The organism is Halobacillus sp. B23F22_1 (genome assembly GCF_043497005.1).
In the GTDB taxonomy this organism is placed as follows: Bacteria; Bacillota; Bacilli; order Bacillales; family Halobacillaceae; genus Halobacillus_A.
In genome coordinates this window covers 666136-685390 of record NZ_JBIEKE010000001.1, presented here as the reverse complement: position 1 = coordinate 685390, position 19255 = coordinate 666136, and the positions used below count along the sequence as shown (strand labels likewise).

General features: G+C 46.3%; 21 protein-coding genes. 4 read left to right on the top strand and 17 right to left on the bottom strand.

The window, feature by feature from the left end:
- Positions 1 to 8: 8 nt before the first annotated feature.
- The 4 genes from ACGTNH_RS03390 to ACGTNH_RS03375 are packed head-to-tail and all read right to left on the bottom strand — an operon-like array spanning position 9 to position 4173.
- Positions 9 to 1268, bottom strand: coding sequence for a galactitol-specific PTS transporter subunit IIC (locus ACGTNH_RS03390; protein WP_394584987.1), 1260 nt, complete (start codon positions 1266 to 1268; stop codon positions 9 to 11).
- A gap of 53 nt (positions 1269 to 1321) precedes the next feature.
- Complete coding sequence (locus ACGTNH_RS03385) at positions 1322 to 1606, bottom strand: PTS sugar transporter subunit IIB (protein WP_394584986.1); 285 nt, start codon at positions 1604 to 1606, stop codon at positions 1322 to 1324.
- Between the two features lie 13 nt (positions 1607 to 1619).
- Positions 1620 to 2093 (bottom strand): PTS sugar transporter subunit IIA, encoded by a 474-nt coding sequence (locus ACGTNH_RS03380; RefSeq protein ID WP_394584985.1) that lies wholly within the window; start codon positions 2091 to 2093, stop codon positions 1620 to 1622.
- A gap of 22 nt (positions 2094 to 2115) precedes the next feature.
- Positions 2116 to 4173: a BglG family transcription antiterminator gene (locus ACGTNH_RS03375; protein WP_394584984.1), complete on the bottom strand. Its 2058-nt coding sequence runs from the start codon at positions 4171 to 4173 to the stop codon at positions 2116 to 2118.
- 344 nt (positions 4174 to 4517) lie between these two features.
- On the opposite strand from ACGTNH_RS03375, the gene ACGTNH_RS03370 reads away from it, so the two are divergent.
- Positions 4518 to 4727: a DUF3949 domain-containing protein gene (locus ACGTNH_RS03370; RefSeq protein ID WP_394584983.1), complete on the top strand. Its 210-nt coding sequence runs from the start codon at positions 4518 to 4520 to the stop codon at positions 4725 to 4727.
- Here ACGTNH_RS03370 and ACGTNH_RS03365 read toward each other — a convergent pair.
- The 11 genes from ACGTNH_RS03365 to ACGTNH_RS03315 all read right to left on the bottom strand — a co-directional run bounded on the left by ACGTNH_RS03365 (position 4628) and on the right by ACGTNH_RS03315 (position 16978).
- Positions 4628 to 5050 carry a hypothetical protein gene (locus ACGTNH_RS03365; protein ID WP_394586160.1) on the bottom strand — a complete coding sequence of 141 codons (423 nt, stop codon included), beginning with the start codon at positions 5048 to 5050 and terminating at the stop codon, positions 4628 to 4630. The two genes, ACGTNH_RS03370 and ACGTNH_RS03365, sit on opposite strands and share 100 nt — an antisense overlap.
- Positions 5051 to 5221: 171 nt before the next feature.
- Positions 5222 to 5881 (bottom strand): carboxymuconolactone decarboxylase family protein, encoded by a 660-nt coding sequence (locus ACGTNH_RS03360; RefSeq protein WP_394584982.1) that lies wholly within the window; start codon positions 5879 to 5881, stop codon positions 5222 to 5224.
- A 133-nt stretch (positions 5882 to 6014) separates the two neighbouring features.
- Positions 6015 to 6188 (bottom strand): hypothetical protein, encoded by a 174-nt coding sequence (locus ACGTNH_RS03355; RefSeq protein WP_394584981.1) that lies wholly within the window; start codon positions 6186 to 6188, stop codon positions 6015 to 6017.
- 13 nt (positions 6189 to 6201) lie between these two features.
- Positions 6202 to 7863: a gamma-glutamyltransferase family protein gene (locus ACGTNH_RS03350; RefSeq protein ID WP_394584980.1), complete on the bottom strand. Its 1662-nt coding sequence runs from the start codon at positions 7861 to 7863 to the stop codon at positions 6202 to 6204.
- Entirely contained in the window at positions 7853 to 9013 is a 1161-nt protein-coding gene (locus tag ACGTNH_RS03345; protein ID WP_394584979.1) for a CapA family protein, read from the bottom strand. Before ACGTNH_RS03345 ends, ACGTNH_RS03350 begins: the two co-directional genes overlap by 11 nt.
- A 12-nt stretch (positions 9014 to 9025) precedes the next feature.
- Entirely contained in the window at positions 9026 to 9475 is a 450-nt protein-coding gene (pgsC, locus tag ACGTNH_RS03340) for a poly-gamma-glutamate biosynthesis protein PgsC (RefSeq protein WP_394584978.1), read from the bottom strand.
- A gap of 10 nt (positions 9476 to 9485) precedes the next feature.
- On the bottom strand, positions 9486 to 10676 hold the full coding sequence (gene pgsB, locus ACGTNH_RS03335) for a poly-gamma-glutamate synthase PgsB (protein ID WP_394584977.1): 1191 nt from the start codon (positions 10674 to 10676) through the stop codon (positions 9486 to 9488).
- Positions 10677 to 10970: 294 nt separating this feature from the next.
- Positions 10971 to 14054 (bottom strand): efflux RND transporter permease subunit, encoded by a 3084-nt coding sequence (locus ACGTNH_RS03330; protein ID WP_394584975.1) that lies wholly within the window; start codon positions 14052 to 14054, stop codon positions 10971 to 10973.
- Positions 14055 to 15392 (bottom strand): efflux RND transporter periplasmic adaptor subunit, encoded by a 1338-nt coding sequence (locus ACGTNH_RS03325; RefSeq protein ID WP_394584974.1) that lies wholly within the window; start codon positions 15390 to 15392, stop codon positions 14055 to 14057.
- Between the two features lie 202 nt (positions 15393 to 15594).
- Positions 15595 to 16140 carry a transposase gene (locus ACGTNH_RS03320; RefSeq protein WP_394584973.1) on the bottom strand — a complete coding sequence of 182 codons (546 nt, stop codon included), beginning with the start codon at positions 16138 to 16140 and terminating at the stop codon, positions 15595 to 15597.
- 214 nt (positions 16141 to 16354) lie between these two features.
- Positions 16355 to 16978, bottom strand: a complete 624-nt coding sequence (locus tag ACGTNH_RS03315) for a hypothetical protein (protein WP_394584971.1) — start codon at positions 16976 to 16978, stop codon at positions 16355 to 16357.
- Between the two features lie 193 nt (positions 16979 to 17171).
- Here ACGTNH_RS03315 and ACGTNH_RS03310 point away from each other — a divergent pair, with 193 nt between their 5' ends.
- Complete coding sequence (locus ACGTNH_RS03310) at positions 17172 to 17351, top strand: YjfB family protein (protein ID WP_394584970.1); 180 nt, start codon at positions 17172 to 17174, stop codon at positions 17349 to 17351.
- A 53-nt stretch (positions 17352 to 17404) separates the two neighbouring features.
- Complete coding sequence (locus tag ACGTNH_RS03305) at positions 17405 to 17602, top strand: hypothetical protein (RefSeq protein ID WP_394584969.1); 198 nt, start codon at positions 17405 to 17407, stop codon at positions 17600 to 17602.
- A gap of 34 nt (positions 17603 to 17636) precedes the next feature.
- Here the strand turns inward: ACGTNH_RS03305 and ACGTNH_RS03300 are convergent, their stop codons facing one another.
- Entirely contained in the window at positions 17637 to 17867 is a 231-nt protein-coding gene (locus ACGTNH_RS03300) for a hypothetical protein (protein ID WP_394584968.1), read from the bottom strand.
- A gap of 570 nt (positions 17868 to 18437) precedes the next feature.
- Complete coding sequence (fabZ, locus tag ACGTNH_RS03295) at positions 18438 to 18860, bottom strand: 3-hydroxyacyl-ACP dehydratase FabZ (RefSeq protein WP_394584967.1); 423 nt, start codon at positions 18858 to 18860, stop codon at positions 18438 to 18440.
- Positions 18861 to 18987: 127 nt separating this feature from the next.
- Here fabZ and ACGTNH_RS03290 point away from each other — a divergent pair, with 127 nt between their 5' ends.
- Entirely contained in the window at positions 18988 to 19134 is a 147-nt protein-coding gene (locus tag ACGTNH_RS03290; RefSeq protein WP_188377443.1) for a lmo0937 family membrane protein, read from the top strand.
- Positions 19135 to 19255: the final 121 nt, after the last annotated feature.

The following is a 19255-nucleotide window of genomic DNA, read 5'->3' as shown; positions in this document are numbered from 1 at the left end:
CTCCTTACTTAGTTAAATAGAGCAAATACTTTATAAATGATCCAGTTTACGAGATTTCCGCCCTGGTCAATACTAGAAATACGGGCAGATCCTTCTGGCATATCAAAGTCAGCATTGACGGCCATTTCTGTGAAAATCGGGGCCACGTCTGTCGCTAAATAAAGAGAAAGAGCAATCATAACGGTTCCTACAATGACAGAGTGTACGATATTTCCTTTCGCCGCTCCGACGATAAAGGCTACGATAAACGGAATCGTCGCTAAATCCCCGAATGGAAGCAGCGCATTGCCTGGTAAAATTACAGCTAACACGACAGTAACCGGCACGAGAATCAGTGCAGTTGAAATGACAGCCGGATGACCAAGAGCAACTGCCGCATCCAGGCCGATGTAAATTTCTCGTTCACCGAACCGCTTCGATAACCATTCACGTGCAGATTCAGAAACCGGCATTAACCCTTCCATCAAAATCTTAACCATACGCGGCATGAGCACCATAACAGCTGCCATCGCCATACCAATCTCAATGACTTCACCTGCACCATAGCCGGCAAGCAATCCAATCGCTGCTCCTAAGAAAAGCCCGATAAAGATCGATTCGCCAAAAATTCCAAATCGTTTTTGGATCGTATCCGGGTCAGTATTCCAATTTTTAATTCCAGGTACTTTTTGCAGCAGACGAACTAAGAAGATTCCCGGCGCATAGGAAATGGTACTTCCTGTCGCAATCGATACACCCGGCAGCTCATAAAATTCACTGACCATCGGTGCCGTCCAGTCGGCCACTTTCAAGCAGACAATCTGGAATAATACCGCGGCAATTAACCCTTGCACGATACTTCCGGAAACCGCATACACCATCGCTGCCATAAACGTGTAGTGCCAGAAATTCCAAATGTCGACGTTCATCGTTTTTGTAGTCTTCGTTACGAGCATGACAACGTTTACAACTAATCCTAAAGGAATGATAAAGGCAGCAACGACTGACGCCCACGCAATCGACGACGTAGCAGGCCAGCCCACATCAATGACGTTTAACTCCACACCCAGACGGTCGACCATGCCCTGCGCCGCCGGACCTAAGTTGTTCACGAGCAGATCAACGACTAAGAAAATACCAACAAACGCGACGCCAATCGTTAAACCCGAGCGAAACGCTTTCCCCGGTTTCTGCCCGAACAAAAGTCCGAGCAGGAAGATTGCCACGGGTAAAATAACCGTTGCCCCTAAGTCCAAAAATCCTTGAACAATATCTACAAAACCTTGCATGTCATTCATCCTCCCTCAGCTCATTGATTAACCCTTGCTTCCTCTCCTTTTATCTATTTCTTTAATTCTTCTAAAATCTGCTTCTTCGTATCTTCCGTACCAATCCCCGTTAAGAATGAACGTGCATTGATGACCGGGAACGGGTATTCCTTCTTCGTCATCGCAGTAGTGACGAGCAGATCAGCTGTTTCTTCATAGCCGCCCACTTCAGAAATTTTAATTTGAACCAAATCTACCTTTAAATCATTTTCCTTCGCCATATCTTCAATTGCTCCGTTGACCACCGTAGATGTTGCGATTCCTGCTCCACATGCCACCAATACTTGTTTCTTTTTCATTTGAAAAACCTCCTTATAATTTTGCGAAATCCAGTTTCTTTTCGATAAAATCTTTCATTTTCGTTTTGCTGCTTTCCTCCGCGAGATATCTCAGCGTGTCTTCATTTTGGAAAAGCTGCATCAGCTTCTGCAGCAGCGAAAGCTGTGAATGAGCTTCATTCATCGCTAATAAAAAAATGATTTTTACCGGCGTTGTCTCACTGTCATCGCCCATGACTCCAAAATCAACCGGCTCTTTTACAATGCCGACGCTGATCGTTTTATGAAGCACGTGCTCAATATCCGTATGGGGAATCGCTACTGAGAACCCCTCTGTCGGAAGACCCGTAGCAAATTCTGCTTCCCTGTCAATAATCGCCTGGATAAACGAAGGCTTGACCAGCCCTTTGTCGACTAGATTCTGACCCATTTGTGTGAGGACATCTTCTTTTGTGGCCGATTCAATGTCCAGCAGGATGATCGATTCATCAAAGTACAGTTCGTTCACTTTCTTCACCTCTATCTGTTGTCTACTCGTTTGAATAATCTGTTAGTACGTCGTGTATTTCATGGACGGAATTGGCCTCAATCATGCGGTCACGGTCTTTCTTTGAACCAGCAAGCTTCATCAGCTGCATAAGCGCATGAATGTGCTGCTGCTTATCAACTGCGGCAATAACCACGATGAGATTAACCGTATAATCGTCATTAAAAGCCACACCTTTTCTTAACCGCAGCAGGCTCATCCCTACCTCATTGACTCCTTCTTCCGGAGCCGCATGAGGAATCGCCATGTTCGGCCCGATCATAATATAAGGATCGCGGTCGGTGTTTGATACCATGGCCTCCACGTATTCACGGCAGATCTGCCCCGTCTCAAGCAGCGGCCGTGCCGCTTCCTCCACCGCCTGCTCCCATGAAGCACTCGAATGCTTTACTGTAATATGGCGGGGTGAGATCAGTTCGTTGAGGTTCGCATCTCTCGACTTCGACTGCTGCTTTAAGGACGAAGCTTCATCCCGGTGAATATAACGCTCCAGCTCTCTCGTTAATTCATTTTCATTTTCAATGACGGCGTGATTTTTAATAATGTCGAGCAAATGGCTGACGTTAATATCGTTGGCCATATACCCGTGCAGTTCGAGCATCACTTGCTTTCTCAATCGGTACTTCTCTTCCCAGCCGAGGAACGCTTTTGTAATAAACAAGCGTTTGTCCGTTTCTAAAGACGTGGCTGAAAAAACGATATCGTACGCTAAGCCATACGTTAAAAACTCTCGAACGGAGAGCGAATCGAGAAAGACAAACTCAGGAAAGAGCTCCCGCAGTTCGTTGTACATCAGCCGTGAAACAGATACGCCCTGTGGACAAACGACAATTGCCTTCACCTTCTCTTGAATACTGTCGCCCTGCTTCGTCATCCAGCCGCCGATCAGCATCGTAATAAACGTCAGCTCATTTTCAGGAATACCCTGACCGATTCGTTCCTTTAACGGACCCGTCGATCGTTTCACTAAGTGATGCAGCTCTTTAAACTCCTTGCTTAAAGCCTCCTGTACTTCAATCGTTTCCGTCAGTTCGTACTTAATGCGGTAATACGCAGGCTTCACGTGCTGAAGCAGCTTGTTCAGCAGCTGTTCACGATCCTGCAAGTAGATGCATGCACTTTTCTCGAACTGCCTCACCATTTGATCAATCGCCGGAAGTAAATTGGGAACACTATCATTCTCCGAAAGATATTCCGACCAGTACACGTTCGCCGTCAATAAATGCAGCGTCATAAACAGTCGTTCCTGCTCCGGAATTTCTTTTAACTCTTGAAAAATTTCCTCCGTCGCTAAATACTCCTTCGTATCCGATAATTCTTCATACGCTATCGAAAACGAACGAACCTGCTGTCCTTTCTCAATCCGTTTAAGAATGAGACAGAGAATAAACGGCATCGTAGCCAGTTTTTCATCCGTAAACTTAAGGCTGAGCTTCGCTTCCACCTTTTCGATCCGCTTACGAATATCTTCTAATTCTTCCTCCTGTATGCCGGTAATTTCCTTTAACTGCTCCATCCCCCCGCTCAGCTGAATCAATTGATAGGTGACATTGATGAGCAGCTTACGCGTTTGAAACTCTTTTCCTTCTAACAGGTAGCCTGACTTTCTCGCATAACGAATCGATAATTCATAGTCGCCTGCAAATTGCTGCACGTGCTTTAAATCATTCAGCACCGTATTTTTACTCACATGAAGTTCAGAGGTAAAATGACTGAGCGACAGCTCTTCCTCACGGCTTAACAACATCATCAGGATCAAATACACCCGCTGCTCTTCCGTGAAAAAGGATCTTTCCAAAGGAGTGACTTCCTCATCAGCATTCAGCTTCGTAAACACCGACTGATCAATGATGAAATGACCCTGCCGCGTTCGTTCAATGACAGGAAGATTCTTCGACAATAACCAATCATTAATTTTGTTAAAACTGTAGCCAAGCTGACGACGCGAAAGATCGTATTTCTTTTCCAATACCATACTCGTGACCCTTGGATTACTCACTAATTCATCCAAAATCATTTTGCTCCGATCACCCAGCGTCAACGCCAATCCCTCCTTCTGATACAAATCATAGCACCGCCCAGCCCGCTAATGTATACGCTTTCATCACAAATGAGCGGACATTTTATGTACAACACCGTGATTTACATAAAAAATCACAGTCAGGACGCTGATTTGTCAGCATTTTTCGACAATAAAAAACCTCTATTTGGCTGGACCCAAATAGAGGCCGTCTTTACTAAAAAAATCATAACTGAATTGTGATTTATTGAAAACCTTTAAAATATGAAACGTCAACTCAACCTTTTTCGTAAATACAAGTAACATAGATTACGGAGGGATTTATTATCTGGCCGTTTATCATTATCATTGGAAGTATTGTGCTCATGGTGACGATTGTGATGATTCCGATTCAAGTTCGTTATTTAAAAGGCATCAAAGATGAAATGAAAAGAAAAAATACCACGCAAAACGAGTATTATGATCAGATGCCTTTTCAAGAAGAGCTCCTGCACGCCAACACCCAGATCCATCCTTTCTTTATCCCGGCGAACTTCATTGCCTGGCTGTGGTTAAAGATGAGAAAAGAATTGTGAAAAAACCTCAAGGCTGCGATCGATCCTTGAGGTTTTTTCTTATTGCGCATGATAATAATGGAATCTACGGCAATTATGGCAGCCAATAATGGAAGGAGCACTTCTTCTTGTAACTCTTTCGTAGTCATGTAAAAGACATCATGATTATTGAGGGTCTCTTTCATCGAAGAATAAACGAGGGAACGTTTTCGAATCGAGGAAAACGTTTCGCCGGTTACACTTGCTTCTATGGAGAAATCAATTAAACTCGGTTTCTCCTGGGCGATAAATAAATCACGACCTTCTGGATCAGTAACAATAATTGATAGAGTTGGCTTTTTCATAGAAAAAACAGATAAGTAAGGCAGCTATCGATAGTTCGTATAAATTTTTTTAGAAGCTGACCAAACGGACTCCCCCATATTTTAAAAGCTTACTATCTATACGAGCATGTGTTACATTCGTTCACTAAAAAACCTCTATGCCGGATTATGCGACATAGAGGCTTGAAAATCTTATTCGCTGTCATACGCTTGCAGCGCATTCACCGAATGAGCGAGAGCCGATCCTGCTTTTAACGCCGTCGCTACAAAAATGCTTTCAGCCACTTCTTCTTTAGAAGCGCCTTGCTCTTTTGCCCCTTTCGTATGAATATCTATGCAGTACGGACAGCCCGTTGTATGCGCAACAGCAACAGCAATCAGTTCTTTTTCTTTTGCTGAGAGCACTCCGGCTTTCATCGCTTTTTTATCAAAGTCCATGAATCCTTGAAAAGCTTCACCCGAAAGCTCCGTAAATTCTTTGATGCGATTAAAATACTCCGCTTTATAAAGATGATCATTTGAGCCAAAATCGTAAGCATTGAGGGCATTTACTCCGTGCGCTGCGGCAGAACCCGCCTTTAACGCAGTGGCTACAAAGATGCTTTCGCTCATTTCTTCTTTCGTCACATTTTGGTCCTTCGCATTATTGACATGAACGTCAATGCAATAAGGGCAGCCAGTAGTGTGGGCAACAGCGATCGCGATAATTTCCTTAAATTTCGTTGAAAGCTGTCCAGGTGCTACAGCCTTTTGATCAAATGCAACGAAGGCTTTAAACGCTTCCGGTGCCAGGTCACCAAGTTCCGGCAGTCTTGAAAAATATGATTTCTTGTACAGTATGTCATTACTCACAATGAATCCCACCTTTTATTGAATGTAGTGCTTATTTTACTGAATATTTTGTTCAATTGAAAGGAAGGTGACTGACGCATGAGGGTACCAGGTACCGAAAAGCTGAATTTCGGTACCTGGTACCCGGCACTGGTTAATTGCTGATTTGAGTGTCGTCCTGTTGGTTCGTCTGTTCCGTATTATAATTCTCGATAAACGTTTTATCTTCGTCGTTGATCGTATCGACCTGTTTAAATGTTGCCATCGCGATGATCACGAGTCCCAGTAGCATGAAGGACCGTGATTCTTTCCATAGTTTTTTTATCATATAGGGTCTCTCCTTATTTTTCTTTGATTTGCCAGTCGCCGGCTCGGCGGCTGTCGGCAGCTCCGTACATCAATCCTTCTTCCCGGTCGATCACAAGGCTGTGAATAGCACCGTAAAATTGGTCAGAGTTATACGTATCCATTGTATAGCCTTTGGCTTGCAGCTGCTGTATCACTTCATCATCTAAATTGTCCGCGAAGGCTTCTTCCATGATCACCTCCTCTTCTTCGACATAAAAGCGAGGTGCCTCAACAACGTCTTCAAGTGGTTCATCCAGCAGAAGATGACGCGTAAGCACATCAGTAATCATCATCGGAATACGCTTGCCTCCTGGTGTTCCGATCCCCATGACGGGTTGCCCATCTTTAGCGAGAATGGTGGGTGACGTATAGCTTCTTGGACTCTTGCCTGGCTCGGGGGCGTTAACCGATCCAGGGGTTTCGCTGAAGTTCGAGAGCTGGTTGTTTAAGAAATAGCCATCCACGAATTTTCCGGAGCCGAAAAAGTTGCTGAGTGTATTCGTCGTGGAGGCCATATTGCCCTCTTTATCGATGATGACAAAATGGGTCGTGTTGGCATGATCAGCTTCATCAGCCGGACTGTCGTTAATCTCGTAGTCTTCTGATAGATCGCTTAGCGATATGTCTTCGCCAAGTTGGGCGGCGTAAGCATCACTCGTCATCTCGTCTACATTTATCTGGTTAAATTCAGGGTCGCTGATGTTGCTTAACCGATCGTTGTAGCTTCGTTTAATCACTTCTCCTAATAGGTGGATATAATCGTGGTCATTCGCTGCAGCTTTTTCCAACTCAAGATCTTCCACCATATTTAATGACTGAATTAAGGTTGTTCCTCCAAACGGCGGGGGTGCTGTAATGACATCGTATCCGGCGAAGGACCCCGTAGCGGGAGCTGCTGTTTTGACTTCGTATTGGGTTAAGTCCTGCTCGGTGTGGCCAGACGTATTGGCAAGAAAATGCTGTCCGAGCTGATCGTTATAAAAGCTCTCTGCCCCTCCGTCGCGGATGACTTTAAGCGTATCGGCCAACGCTTCCTGTTTGATTTCAACCCCCGGGTTAACGGGTGTGCCGCCTGGATATAGATGAGGAAGGTCGGATATCGGCATGCGATATTGGGCGGCTTTCAATCGACTGTGCAGGCTTTTATCGACGGCAAAGCCTTCTTCCGCAATGTCGATGGCCGGCTGAATGAGTTCGCTCATTTCTAAGTTACCAAGATCTGCGTTTAACGTTTCCATTCCTTTGACAAATCCGGGCAGTCCAACGTTATCCTCCGGCATCTCCCCATTTAACGGGGCATTTTCGTTATAGACGTATGTTGTCGGTTCCCCGTCTGCGGGGTGATAGAGCGTTTCTCCGCCTCCGCCGATGCCCGATCCGTATGGTTCAACGACGCTTAATACGTACGAGACTGTGACCGCTGCATCTGCGGCCGATCCGCCTTTTTCTAAAATTTCCATCCCAGCTTCTACGGCGAGCGGATGCGATGCACTGACGCCATAGCCTTCATCAGTTTTTACAGGCTCACGGTCCGCTTGTGTATCGCTTTGATTAAAGATCGCAAGCTCAGGCGATACACCTTCGACTTTGTAGTAAAACCACATCCCGCCGGCAACGATAACGGATAGGACGGTAATTAAAATTTTATTCTGCACGGCTGCTTTCCTCCTCGGCTGTAATGTGTGAATGATCGACAGGAATGACGGCACGGTTGCCCTCTTTAGTCCAATCAGACTGATCCAGTTCCTTCGTCATTTTTCGCAGTATAGTTGTATTTCGGTAATGATTCTTCTCGGAAAGCGGTGCCGGCTTCGTTTCTTCAATATAGGCAGGCAGCACTTCAAATTGGGCAGACCCGTCTTCTTCTAAATGATACTGAACAATCGCTGATTCCTTTGTCCGCGACCAGCCCTGGTCAAAAATAAAGTTGCCGAGGCTGTAGAAAATCACTGTATCATCGTACTTTTCAATTGGAGCCAAGACGTGCGCATGGGAGCCAAATATTGCATCGGCTCCGGCATCTGCCATCGCATGGGCGAAATCACGCTGCCTTGGCTGAACTGCGTTTTCATACTCTTTGCCCCAGTGGACGTGAACGAAGACGAGATCCGCGTTTTGTTTCGCTTCTTGAATAAGTGGCAGGAAGGTCTGCGGGTCTGCGCCGAGCACGCCGCCTGATGTGTCAGTTGCCAGTGTGCTGTACTCGAGAATGTCGTTAAAGCCTAGGCTAGCGACGGTGATGCCGTTGTAGTCTTCATAATGAATAGCTTCAGCTTCTGAGAGATTCCCTCCTGCTCCGATGACGTCGGTTTCAGATTCGTTAAATGTATTGATCGTATCTCTTAATCCGGTGATACCATAATCGAGGACGTTATTATTGGCAAGGTTTGCCACGGTGAAATTCGCGTTTTCAAGTGCGTCCACAGCATCCGGTTTTGTTTTAAAATTGTATGCTTTTTCAATAGCCACAGCGTCGTCGTTAAGGACGACCGGATGCTCGAAGTTGCCTGCCACGTAATCGGAGCTTTTGAAAAGTTCACGTACGTTATCAAAATGAGCATCGTACGTGTCTCTTTCAGCGACATGCTCCACAAACCGCCCGAACATGATGTCACCGACAACGGAAGCTGTAAAAATCGAATCATCTTTTTCAACAGCAACCGCGGCAGGCTTGAGCAGATAATTGACCGGGTAAATAAGTGCAATGACGACAAGAAACGCGATAAGGGTATGAACGGAAGCACGTTTCTTATGCCATTTGCTATGCTTAAGCAGCGTTTCTTTAAAGTTCAATTTTTTAGCCATAAAATAGTCACCCTATACTAAGAAGTAAGCAAACATAATTAAAAACGTAAGACCGCTGAGCAGCACGGTGCTGAGAACTGTTGGAAAAAGCCCCTGTTTTTGTATCGTGTTTGCGATTAATCCGGGCACGATGACGCCTATGCCCCGCAGTTCATAGATTTCAAACGGCACGACTGGGTAAACGGCATCAAGCAGCAGCTTAATGACGATTCCAGTCGTCAGCATCGCTGCAAATTTTCTACGCCCGTAAAGGATTGTAAAGCGGGCAATGCCATGCTGGACGATAAAATACGTTAAAAAGCTGATCAAAAAAACAGTCAGCATGTACACGGGCTGGTCAAAGCTTAACGCTAAGTAGCCGGGCACGATAAGACCGGCCGGCAAAATACCCGTTTTCTCCGTATAAATTAAGCTCAAAATCACGCCTACAACTAACGATATATACAAATCAGATCCAAACATGGGACGCCTCCTAGCTGATGACTAATTCTTTTTTAGGTTGATGCTTCGTCTTTAATTTTTCAATTAATGGTTCTGCAGCTCCGTGAATGTTACCGACCCCGTAGACCATTTTTTTCTTAAGGTGAGGTTCTAACGCCTCGTAAATCTCTTCGGCCGAGTAGTTTTCCAGATTCATAAGATGCTTCGCCGGAATCTCTCCCGCCTGGTAGGATTCAACAATCGGGTGAGTGACTTCTCCGATCAGGACGAGCCGGTCGGTTTGAATATAAGGAAGCACGTCTCGAGCGAACAGCTCCGTACGTTCGACACGGTCTTCACGGCAGTTCATTAGCACAATTGGCTCTTCATGCGGATAACTCGTCTGTTGAATGCGCCGCCAAATGTTAAGAGTGGAGGCCGCATCGTTGGCAGCAAATCCATTCACAAAGAAACACGGCTCCTCTTCGTCCATAAAAGGAAGAATCCTCATTGCACCGGGGTCAGGCTGGGCCTTCAACATGCCGCGGAGTGCTGTTTCTTCATCAATGTTAAGCGCCTCCGCTGCCGCTAATGCGAGGGAGGCATTGTCCGGGAATACCATATATTCAAATTTTCGTAAGTATTCTTCTGAAATACGTGAATTGTCGGCCATAATGACGCGTGTTCGACGTTTTCTCGCAATTGTTCTAAAGTATGTCGTATACGGTGAATCTGCAAGGATCAAATAGCCGCGGTAAGGAATGGTGGCGGTAAACGCCTCCGCCACCTCATCAAGCGTCGGCCCCATGACATCGAGGTGATCCTCCAGTACATTTACGATAACGCCAACGTTTGCCTGCAGCATATGTTTTTGAAAAGTAATTTGATAATCTGGATTGACCGCCATACATTCACTGACGAGCGCTTCGGCATTTAATTTTTTCGCTTCTGCCACAACAGCCTTCTGCTCACTTATGTTAGGTCCCTCCAGCCGGCGATGTATCGGCTTCTCTTCGCTTGTATTCCAATAAATCATCCGTGCTGACGTTCCCGTCGTCTTACCGACGGTTTTCTTGCCAGCTTCCTTCAACACACCTGTAATCAATCGCGTGACGGTCGATTTCCCTCGTACACCATTCACATTCACCCGGATCGGAATCGATTGAATGCGGCGCTGGTGCCTTTTGATCTCAAAGATGCCGAGACTGAGTGCGATGATGATCATAAGCGGTATAAGTAACATCTGATCCCCTTCCCTCTCTTTTACAAAAAGTGCTATTTATTTCTACACTCAAAAACTATCACATGAATTTGTATGTTTTTTTATAGTTTTGTAAGGGTTGTGTAAATATTTTCAAAACATCGTAAATTCACTTTAGATAGAAGGTAAATAGTCGACGGCCGCGGAGTAATTTCGACAAGATTAAAAGGTATGCGTGGAATTGAGTAAGGATGAGAAATAATAAATATTTCCCCGGAAATAATCGAATATTGCCGGAAAATAAAATCCCCTGCCTCAAAAGGCAGGGGATGGAGATCAGGCTTCTTCATCGCGGTTCTTGCGGCGGAAGATACCTGTTATTTTCTTCGATAGGTCATCGAAATACGTGTAGACGACTGGAATAAGGATGAGCGTAAAGAAACTTGATACAGTTAAACCGAAAATTATTGTAACCGCAAGCGGCTGCTGGGCTTCAGCTCCTTGCCCAATACCAATCGCGAGCGGTACCATTCCTAAGACAGTGGTTAGTGTTGTCATGAGGATAGGCCGCAGACGGTTAGGACCGGCATCTAGGATCGCTTCGGTACGGTCGTACCCTTTCCTTCGTAAAATATTAATGTAGTCAACGAGCACGATAGCGTTGTTGACGACAATACCGGCGAGCATAATAATTCCGACAAAAGCCGGTAAGCTGAAGGGAAGTCCGGTGACGAACAGCCCAGTGGTAATCCCGACGATCGTCGCGGGCAGTGAGAACATGATGATAAACGGGAACAAAAAGTTCTCAAACTGAATGGCCATGACGGCGTAGACGAGGAAGATCGAGAAAATCAACGCGAGGCCTAAGTCTCCAAAGGCTTCTTCCATGTCTTGCGCCTGGCCGCCAATTTCATAAGTGTATCCTTCAGGGAAATTAAGGCTTTCGAGTTCAGCGCGTACGTCTTCTGTTGTGCTGCCGAGATCGCGGTCGACTATTTCTGATTCCACGTTAACCTGCGGCTGCTGATCTTCACGCAGAAGATTCACAGGCCCCTGCACCTGCTGGAGCTCAGCAATTGTAGACAATGGAATGATGCCGCCGCTGGCTGTCTGGACGGACATGCCTTCTAAATCATTGATCGTCTGACGTTCTTCTTCCGGCAAGATCATCTGCACGTCAATTTCTTCACTTGCTTCGCGATATCTTGTCGCAACCTGACCTGTGAAGGAGGTTTGGACCTGCGCAATAATCTCCTGCTCAGTCAGCCCATACTGAGAGGCTTTGTCACGATCGACTTCAATGTTCATCTCGGGACGGCCTTCTTCTGTGGAAGAGGTCGGTTCACTGACTCCTTCGACGTCTTCCATAATATACGTAACCTGCTGGGACAGTTCATCGAGCACTTCATATTCGGGCCCGTTCAGTTGAATCTGGAGCGGTGCCCCTGTCCCGAGTCCAGCGTCGAGTTCCGTCACGGAAATTTCAGCACCCGGGATATCGCCCAGTTCTTCGTCCATCTGCTTCATGACATCCTGAGTTGAGCGTTCCCGCTGGTCTGGGTCGACGAGCTGCAGGGTATATGTGGCACTGTCGGAGCTGCCATTTCCAATATCCCCTCCCATGCCCCCGCCGCCAATGGAAAGGTAACTGACATCGATTTCTTCGCTGAAGTTTTCAAGACGCTGGTCGATGGTCTCCGTCGTGGCTTGTGTACCTTCAAGTGACGTGGCGGCCGGCATTTCGACATCGATTTCGATTTGTCCCTGATCAGACGGCGGGATGAACTCTGTCCCGATACTCGGTATGAGCGCGACGCTGCCCACAATGGCGGCCAGTGTGAGGGCAATTGTTGTCTTGCGCCATTTGAGTACTTTCGAGAGCAGGGTTCGGTATTTGTCGTTTACTTTTTGTAAAAATCGATCGAACCAATATCTGCGTCCACTCGTCTGAAGCGGCTTCGTCAATAGTTTGGACGAGAGCATCGGGATGAGCGTAACGGATACGGCCAGCGCTGTAATCAAGGCGAAGGATATCGTGATTGCGAGCGGTGTAAAGAGCTCGGATGCGATGCCTTCTACGAAAATGATCGGCAGGAATACGACGAGTGTCGTCGTTGCGGAAGCTATAACAGCAGGTGCTAGTTCAGAGGCACCTTTTTTCGCTGCTTCGACCATTGAATACCCGCGCTGCCTGTAGTTGACGATGTTTTCCAATATAACGATCGAGCTGTCGACCATCATTCCGATTCCAAGCGCAAGTCCGCCCATCGTTAGGACGTTCAGCGTTTCGCCAGTGAAATACATAAGCGTAAACGTGGAGATGATCGCAATCGGAATGGAGATGCCTATGACGAGTGTCGCCCGAAAGCTTTTCAGGAAAAGCATAAGGACGATGATCGAGAAAATTCCACCGAGAATAATGTTTAAGACGACACTGTTGATAGACGTCTTAATGAATTCACTTGTATCGAGTACGACTTCTGTATCGGTATTATCGGGCAGATCGCCTTCGACTTCCTCAAGGGCGTCGCGTACGTTATTGGCAGTCTCTACCGTGTTGCCGTCGGTCTTTTTCATAATCGAAAGCGCTACGGATGATTTGCCGCCGACTTCTGATACGCTGTCAGACTCATACTTTTCTTCCACTTCCGCGATTTGATCAAGCGTCACTTGTGCACCGGAAGGAGATTGGATATTCGTTTGTTCAATATCTTCAATGGATTCAAACTCTCCGTCGATCCGGATTTGAATATCCTGGCTGCCTTTTTTCACGGAACCGGCTGAAGCCGCCTGGTTAGAAGCGTTTAATGTCTGAGTAATGGTTTCCGTATCAAGTTCATAGCTTGCCATTTTTGCACGGTCGATCAGAATATCAACCTGGCGAGTACTGCCGCCTTCAATATCGACAGACGCTACACCTTCCTGCCGTTCAAGCTGTGGAATCAACTGGTCTTCAGCGACACGCTGCAGCTGTTCGGGGGAATCGCCCGACAAACCGATCGTCATGATCGGAAGCGCCTGGGGATCAAAACGAAGTACGCTAGGCTCGCCTGCTCCTTCAGGGAGAGCTTCCGTCACCTGGTCGACGTTTTCCCGTACTTCAAGGAGCGTACTGTCGAGATCTGTGCCCATGCTGAACTGCATGAAAACAAGCGAGGCTCCAGCCTGTGACTGAGACTGAAGCACTTCTAAGCCTTCAATGGCACTGACGGACGATTCGACTGGTTGACTGACGAGCCGCTCGACTTCTTGCGGGGCCGCTTCTTCGTAGCTGGTGGAGACGACGGCCACAGGGAGGTCGATTTCAGGGTAAAGGTCGATCGTGAGTGAACGCAGCGAAACAAAGCCGAGCGCTAAGATCGCAGCGACGACCATAATGACGCCGACTGGGCGTTTAACGGATAGGTTGACGAGCTTCACTTAGTCGTCCTCCTTCATGACTTCGACTTTCGCTCCGTCCGTCAGCGTCAGCTGCCCGCTCGTTACAACTTCATCTTCACTTGTTACTTCGCCGGTTATGGCTGAACGATCGGATTGTGATTCTACCACTTCAATGTCGATGCGTTCGACTACCGTTTCTTCCTCTTCCTCATTTAATAGGTAGACATAGGTTTCACCGCTTTGCTCGACGACCGCATTCGTTGGCACAATTAATGCATCTTCCACGACGTTTTCCGGTAAAAGAAAGGAAGCCATCATTCCTGGTTTGATCGTTTCTTCTGCATTATCCACAGATGCTTCGACGGGGTAAAGGTTTGTATCATCAGGGACCGAGGGTACGTAATCGATTGATGCTGTTACGGTCTCATCTAGTGTTGGAATTTCCACTTCGATTTCCTGACCTTCTTCAAAAAGCGATAACTGTTCATCCGTAATAGATGCTGTTATCGTCATCGGATTGAGGCTCATGATCGTGGCGAACGGCTGCTGATTGGAGACTTGATCCCCTTCACTCGCTTCTACGGATGCGATTTCCCCAGATTCTTGCGCGATAACAGGTTCGTTTTCTGATTGTTCACGAGCGTCTTCCAGCTGAATTTGTGCCTGCTCTACACCGAGCTCTGCTTGTTCTACTGCGGATTCGGCCTGGGCGACAGCCTGCTCAGCCTGTTCTACTTGAGCTTCTGCTTCGGCTACAGCTGAAGAGGACATGCCGCCTTGGTCGGACGCTTGATTAAACTGTGATTGAGCTTGATCGGCGCGGTTTTGCGCTTCTTCATAAATGGATTCTGGTACATTTCCTTCATCTGCAAGCTTTTTCGTTTCATCGGCAATTTGCTGAGCCGACTCGTATTGCTCGCGTGCTTGTTCGGTCATCTGACTGGATTCTGAATTGGTAGCCTGACGTGCCACTTCTACTTGATCTTCTGCGGTTTCTACACCTTCAACGGCCTGATCATACTGCGTACGGGCATCATCGAGCTGAGACTGAGCCTGGCGGACGGCAATTTCCTGAAGCTCTACCTGACTCCCCTGGTCAGGCGGGGATACGACGCCGATGGTCTCCCCTTGCTCGATACGGTCTCCCTTGGCTACGTTTAACGTCACCAATTCACCGGCGATGCTCGGAGTGACGGGTGTACCTTCATCTGCGGCTGCTCTCCCTGCTATTTTTCGTTCAATCGTGAAGTCGTCTTGTGTGACTTCGGCAACTTCTACAGGTGTGGTGCGTTCTTCTTCGGGTTCGGTATCTTCGTTGTTGCAGGCGGCGAGAGTCGTGGTTGTGATGAGCAGGAGGCTGAGTAACGTTCGTTTCATATGTAGGTCTTCCTCTCTCTTGTGGTGTGACTGAGTGGTCATAAGTATGGATAATGTTACTAGAATTTGGGGTCTGATGCAAGGTTTTGTCGAAGGTGGATGTGACAGTTGTGTGGAGGTCGTATTAGGGGTACCAGGTACAGAGACAGCGTTTATGTGTACCTGGTACCTGGGTGATGAATTTGTGTACCTGGTACAGTTTTTATTTTTCTTCTATTTTAAGTTTTTGGGTGGTGAACCATTGGCTGTATGGGGTGCTGCCTAGATAATTATGGAATAGTTCTTTTGAAAGGATGGGATCAGATTCGTTGTGGGTGTAATAGTAGTGGGAGGACCAAAGGGGGTTGTTTTCTTCCTCGGGGAGACTGGCACGGCTGGGGTTTAAATGGATGTAGCTGAACGCGTCCATGAAGTAGTATCGGTCCATAATAATTTTGTCATGGTACCGGTCTTGGAATAGATGGCCGTTGTGGTCATATTTTTTGTTGAAGTATTTGGCGTAGTTGAGGTGTAGGAGATGAAGGATTTTCCCCGGGGGAAACTGGGTGGTCTCGAGCAGCAAGTGGATATGGTTGCTCATTAAACAGTAAGCATGAATATTGAAAGGATACTTCTTGCTGACTAGTTTAAGGGTGTCCAGGTATTTCATTCGATCGTACACGTGATGAAAAATGTTTTCTTTGCGGTTTCCTCTCGCTGTAATGTGATACATAGCTCCTGGGTACCAAATTCGTTTAACTCTTGGCATAGAGCACCTCCTTTATTTTTTAATAGTATATCACAGCGCGGTACCTGGTACAGTTTTTTTACTTCTGCGTACCAGGTACCCGACAATTACTGTGCTGTACCTGGTACTCTCTTTCTCTATCTATGTACCTGGTACAAAGATATGGTACACAAGAAAATAGAGAGGAAAAGAAAAATAACCGACGGCCGTTGGGCTGACGGTTATGTATAGGTAATTATTGCATAGTGTGTCCGAGCTGGGCGACGATAAGCTCGAGTTTTTTCACTTCCGGCAGTTCACGGTGCTCCCTGAATTTCTCGTCGAAGTGATTGATCAGAGGCCGGACCGCTTCATCCTCAAGCAGCTCTTTATAAGTGTTGAAGGTGTGCTGGTATTGTCCCATGTAGCGTTTCATTTTCTTATCGAACCCGGATAAATGGTAGGTAGATGAGAAGTCAAAAGCTTTCGCTATGTCGCTGTCGTACGATGGGAATACAGGATTAATGGCGTGCAGCATGGCTGCGGCAAGCGGGAATTGCATCGTTGGATTTCCTTTGTGGTTCTTAATGTTGTACAAGGACTTTGTGATGTGTACGATGTTTGGGCGTTCTTCGTTGCGCTGCTCTTCCATCAATTTGAAGTATTCGTGTTCGAATTCGTTCGTTAAGCTGGGGTTGTCCAGTTTAAAGAAGTGACGGAAAACGAATTGGTAGATCGTGTCGTCCGGTACGTAAGTAATATCAAAGTTATAGTTGAGATAGGCGTATACGTCTACTTTCTCCCTCGGGATTTGGTTGACGACTCTTTCTTCTTCATCGAACAGTAATGGTTTTAGGTCTTCAGCTGTTCTATATTTCATCGGAAATCACCTCTCGTTCCCCTATTCCACACATGGTTGAACGGAAAACTTCTATTTTTAAAAATGTGCAAAATATTTTGGGGCTTTCCTTCTATTCTACCTAATTGTCGGTCCTATTGACAATAAATCGGGGACTTAGTTGTTCAATTTTTCCCAAATTGGCCGATGGTAAGGGAGAAAGGAGTGTGATCTGATGGACGTAGCGGCCGCTTCGATAGCGATGAGCCAGGCGAATGTAAAACAGCAGACGAGTATAGCTGTCATGGATCAAGCGAAGACGAATGCAGAGCAGCAGGGCAGTCAAATGGTGGAGATGCTCTCTGAATCGGTTCCTCATCCTACAAAAGGGAGTCAAATCGATGTAAAAGGGTAAAAGAAAGACTAGGCGGATCATCCGCCTAGTCTTTTTTGAAAGATGGGATGCTGATGAGGCAGGTGGCAAAGCTTATGGCTCTGTTCGGTTCCGGTTTATTTTATCTCGGAATCGCCTTGTTTGTCGTCGAATGGTTTGAACGCCCTGGCTTTCTCGTTCCGTTCCTTACGATGGGCGGACTGTCTGTACTTATCATTGCTGTGTTTCTGCAAGAATCAGAGTTTGATGAGAAAGGAAAAAGCCGCTCCTGAAGCCAGGCGCGGCTTTACATAGCTGGATGGAGGATTATTCTTCTTCGTCCTCTTTCATCGTATCTTCGTTCGATTGATCTTCTTCGTTCATATCTTCTTGATCTTCTTCCATGTTTTCTTCGTCTTCCTGCATGTTCTCTTCGTCTTGGTTTTCTTGTTCTTCCATGTTTTCTTCGTCTTGCGCCGGCTCTTCTTCAGAAGCACAAGCTCCAAGAACAGATACAGCTAGCATGGCGATGAGTAGTTTGAGTAGAGCGTTTTTCATTAGGTATTCCTCCTTGATAGTTAGGTTTACGATTGCTAGTGTGTCCATTTTTATAAATGGATATACATGGAGGACCTGGTATTTTGACGAGGTGATCCGATTTCATGATAATTCGAAACAATCCTTGTTAAAAAAGAAAAAAACCGTTTCTCAAAAGGGGCCGCTGAAAAAAATCGATGAAAGATAGAATTCTAAAAGCGTCCTGTATGGAAATTAAATTCCACACAGGACGCTTTTCTGCTAACTATTAAGAGATCTGCGTCTTCTATTCCTTTATAAGTTTAAACATGAGCTGGAATGAGCCAGACAACGTATAGATGGGTTCTAGAATAATCCCTGTTGATGTCACGAGGAGCGTTCGGTAGTGACGCCTGGTCGATTAAAACCGGCCACGTCCTGTGGCCAACATCGACGCTAGCACGTCCGGTGCATCGCGGGAACAGCGCGAGCCGAAGACCCGCTTGGTCAAGTGAACTTCTTGACCAAATGAGCTGAGGCCGGGCCGCGACAAGCATCCACCGACAAGCAATTTGTGAGGCGACCTCCTCAAAAGGAAGGTTTATCAAACAATTATTTAAGAGCAAACATAATTTCTGCTTCACAAGCCACTTCGCCGTCTACTGTAGCCGTAGCTTTTCCTTTGCCCATCGGCCCTTTAAGGCGAACGATTTCGACTTCAAGTTTGAGTCGGTCGCCAGGCTTCACTTGACGTTTGAAGCGGCATTTATCAATTCCGGTAAAAAAGGCGAGTTTGCCCTGGTTTTCTTCCTTTTTCAGCATGGCCACGGCTCCAGTTTGAGCGAGTGCTTCTGTGATGAGGACACCGGGCATAACCGGGTAGTCCGGAAAATGACCCTGGAAGAATGGTTCGTTCATCGTTACGTTTTTGTAAGCGACCGCACGCTTGCCTTCTTCGATTTCTTCGACTTGATCGATAAGAAGAAATGGATAGCGGTGCGGGATGATTTCTTTAATCTCTTGTATATCTAGCATAAAAAAGCTCCTTTCCGTACAAACTACTCTTATTATAAAGGTATCGACTCATTTGGACAAAATTTTTCCGTAAAAAGGTTTCAAATCTTAAAGCTGAGGAAATCTTATCATTAAAGGAGGTTAGCTTATGCTGTGGACGATAGTAATTGTTATACTTATCATTTGGCTACTCGGTCTTGTACTCGATATTGCTGGCGGCCTCATTAATCTGTTGTTGATTGTGGCAGCGATTATTATCATTATGAAAGTAGTGCGAGGACGAGGAAAACCATAACGACACAAAATGTTACCCAATAAAGACCCGAACCATTCCACTGTGAATTGGTTCGGGTCTTTCTCTGTTACAGTTCATATTCTAAAGGTACTGGTTCGTGTTGTTCCCACAGAAGTCTAAG

Excerpts from the sequence above, each read along its gene's own strand:
- ACGTNH_RS03390 (WP_394584987.1), bottom strand. The coding sequence starts at position 1,268 with ATGCAAGGTTTTGTAGATATTGTTCAAGGATTTTTGGACTTAGGGGCA.
- ACGTNH_RS03385 (WP_394584986.1), bottom strand. The coding sequence starts at position 1,606 with ATGAAAAAGAAACAAGTATTGGTGGCATGTGGAGCAGGAATCGCAACA.
- ACGTNH_RS03370 (WP_394584983.1), top strand. The coding sequence starts at position 4,518 with ATGGTGACGATTGTGATGATTCCGATTCAAGTTCGTTATTTAAAAGGC.
- ACGTNH_RS03365 (WP_394586160.1), bottom strand. The coding sequence starts at position 5,050 with ATGAAAAAGCCAACTCTATCAATTATTGTTACTGATCCAGAAGGTCGT.
- ACGTNH_RS03355 (WP_394584981.1), bottom strand. The coding sequence starts at position 6,188 with ATGATAAAAAAACTATGGAAAGAATCACGGTCCTTCATGCTACTGGGA.
- ACGTNH_RS03345 (WP_394584979.1), bottom strand. The coding sequence starts at position 9,013 with ATGGCTAAAAAATTGAACTTTAAAGAAACGCTGCTTAAGCATAGCAAA.
- pgsC (WP_394584978.1), bottom strand. The coding sequence starts at position 9,475 with ATGTTTGGATCTGATTTGTATATATCGTTAGTTGTAGGCGTGATTTTG.
- pgsB (WP_394584977.1), bottom strand. The coding sequence starts at position 10,676 with ATGTTACTTATACCGCTTATGATCATCATCGCACTCAGTCTCGGCATC.
- ACGTNH_RS03325 (WP_394584974.1), bottom strand. The coding sequence starts at position 15,392 with ATGAAACGAACGTTACTCAGCCTCCTGCTCATCACAACCACGACTCTC.
- ACGTNH_RS03320 (WP_394584973.1), bottom strand. The coding sequence starts at position 16,140 with ATGCCAAGAGTTAAACGAATTTGGTACCCAGGAGCTATGTATCACATT.
- ACGTNH_RS03315 (WP_394584971.1), bottom strand. The coding sequence starts at position 16,978 with ATGAAATATAGAACAGCTGAAGACCTAAAACCATTACTGTTCGATGAA.
- ACGTNH_RS03310 (WP_394584970.1), top strand. The coding sequence starts at position 17,172 with ATGGACGTAGCGGCCGCTTCGATAGCGATGAGCCAGGCGAATGTAAAA.
- ACGTNH_RS03305 (WP_394584969.1), top strand. The coding sequence starts at position 17,405 with ATGAGGCAGGTGGCAAAGCTTATGGCTCTGTTCGGTTCCGGTTTATTT.
- ACGTNH_RS03300 (WP_394584968.1), bottom strand. The coding sequence starts at position 17,867 with ATGAAAAACGCTCTACTCAAACTACTCATCGCCATGCTAGCTGTATCT.
- fabZ (WP_394584967.1), bottom strand. The coding sequence starts at position 18,860 with ATGCTAGATATACAAGAGATTAAAGAAATCATCCCGCACCGCTATCCA.
- ACGTNH_RS03290 (WP_188377443.1), top strand. The coding sequence starts at position 18,988 with ATGCTGTGGACGATAGTAATTGTTATACTTATCATTTGGCTACTCGGT.